Source organism: Burkholderia sp. Tr-20355, from assembly GCF_017104685.1.
GTDB classification, from domain to species: Bacteria; Pseudomonadota; Gammaproteobacteria; order Burkholderiales; family Burkholderiaceae; genus Burkholderia; species Burkholderia seminalis.
Map to the genome: position 1 here is coordinate 1 of NZ_JAAGPK010000354.1, position 1794 is coordinate 1794.

A 1794-nucleotide genomic window follows, 5' to 3' on the forward strand; every position below is an offset into this window, starting at 1 on the left:
TCACCGTATCGGCATCCGCCGCCGGCGGATGCCGATACGGTGTCGGTCAGCAGGCTGTCGAGGCGGCTTGCCAGCAGCGCGGCCGCAACGGAGTCGATACCGGTCATGATCGGAGCCTGCTCACCTCAGCCACTTCGTTGCGAATCCGGGCACGGCACGCCGGTGCCATCCGCGGGTACGGCGCGCCGGCCTCTCCCGTCGACGGGCCCTAGCCGCGCGCGCGATAGAGATCGGTCAATACCTGGGTCGAGCGCCGCGCCTCGAACAGCGCGGACAGCCGCGCGACGTCCGGGCTCGCGAGATCGCGGATCGCCGCGTCATCGGCCAGGATGCGGCGGATCAGGTCGAGCTTGCGGCCGAGATCCGATTCGTCGAGCGCGACGCCCGGATCGGCTTCCTTCAGCCCGTCGACAAGCTGCATGAATTCGGCCTGCAACCCCGGCAACGCGCTCCAGTCGGCGCCGCGGGCGGCGCACAGCATGCGCCCCGACACGGCGGCGAGCGCCTCGTAACGTGCGAAGTATTCGGCCTTGTGATTCATCGTGATGCTTCCGCTGCCTGTTGCGCGGCCATCCGCGCGACTTCCGGGGCGATGCCCGTCCAAGCTTCCTCGAGCGTCGCGAGCAGCCCGTCGACCTCGACCAGCATCGCGTCGCTCGCCTGCGCGTTCGCGTCGAGCAGGCGCCGGCCGATATACGCATACAGCGCGCCCAGCCGGTCCGCGATCTCGCCGCCCGCGTCGTGGTTCAACGATGCCTGCAGGCCGCTCTCGACGATCCGGATCGCCTTGCCGATCGCGTCGCCGCGCGCGGGCACGTTGCCCTGCTGCAAATGCATGCGCGCCAGCGCGATCGCTTGCCGCGCGCCCTGGTACAGCATCGCGATCAGCCGGTGCGGGGAGGCGCCCATCACCCCCGTCTCGACGCCGACACGCGCGTATGCACTGGCTCCAGCGTGCCCTGGGGAAAACATGCGCTTCTCCTTGTCTTGCCTTGGCTATACGGTCGCCGCCGCCGTGCATCGCACGGCGCGGCCTTCTCCGGAGTTATCGGAAGGGATTTGAAAACCTTTAGGCGCAAGCGACGGCCGCCGGCTCGGGAAGCCGGCCCGCCGGCCCCGCCCGGCACGCCCGTCACACCGACATCTGCATGATGTCGTTGTAGGCGCTCACGAGCTTGTTGCGGACCTGGAGTCCGAACTGGAAGCCGATGTTGGCTTTCTGCATGTCGACCATCACGTCGTTCAGCGATACGTTCGGCGCGCCGACCTCGAACGCCTTCGCCTCGCCGAGCGCGTGCTGCTGGTCGCCGCTGATCTTGTCGAGCGACGCCTTCATCGCGCTCGCGAACGTGCTGGCCGTCGCCGCGCCCGAGCCGGCAAGCGCCGCCGGCGGGCTCGCGACGCCGCCGGACGCCTGCGCGGCCATCGACTGCATCTGTTGCAACACCGAACCGATTCCGCTGACGTTCGCAGTCATGCTGTCCCCAGACTTAGAGAAGAGACCCGGACGCACCGGGCGTTCCGCCGGCGCCGCACCACGCGCACCATGCCGGATCGCAAAAAAGGATAGCAGCGCGCCGCCTGTCAAAGCCGAGAAAGTACGGGGGAAACCCCGCTCTTTTCGGTCGATCGGAGTGCGCGTCGGATCCCGATAATCGCATCGTGTCATTGTCCGCCCGCTCGTCCGAGCGGGCTCAGTGGTCCCGCTCCGGAGAAACTCGACGCATGGATTCGCAGGCCAACTCGCTGATCAACCCCGACGCCCGCGCGGGCCTCGCCAGCCCGGCGCCCGGC

3 protein-coding genes are annotated in these 1794 nt (G+C 68.7%); all 3 read right to left on the reverse strand.

What is annotated here, in order from left to right; translation table 11 throughout:
• Window positions 1–208: 208 nt before the first annotated feature.
• The gene (locus G3N62_RS35270) at window positions 209–541 is read right to left on the reverse strand and encodes a flagellar protein FliT (protein ID WP_006486993.1); all 333 of its coding nucleotides are present in this window, start codon (window positions 539–541) and stop codon (window positions 209–211) included.
• The gene (fliS, locus tag G3N62_RS35275; RefSeq protein ID WP_034190275.1) at window positions 538–972 is read right to left on the reverse strand and encodes a flagellar export chaperone FliS; all 435 of its coding nucleotides are present in this window, start codon (window positions 970–972) and stop codon (window positions 538–540) included. The genes G3N62_RS35270 and fliS overlap by 4 nt, the downstream gene beginning before the upstream one ends.
• A 160-nt stretch (window positions 973–1132) precedes the next feature.
• Window positions 1133–1477, reverse strand: a complete 345-nt coding sequence (fliE, locus tag G3N62_RS35280) for a flagellar hook-basal body complex protein FliE (RefSeq protein WP_124670507.1) — start codon at window positions 1475–1477, stop codon at window positions 1133–1135.
• Window positions 1478–1794: the final 317 nt, after the last annotated feature.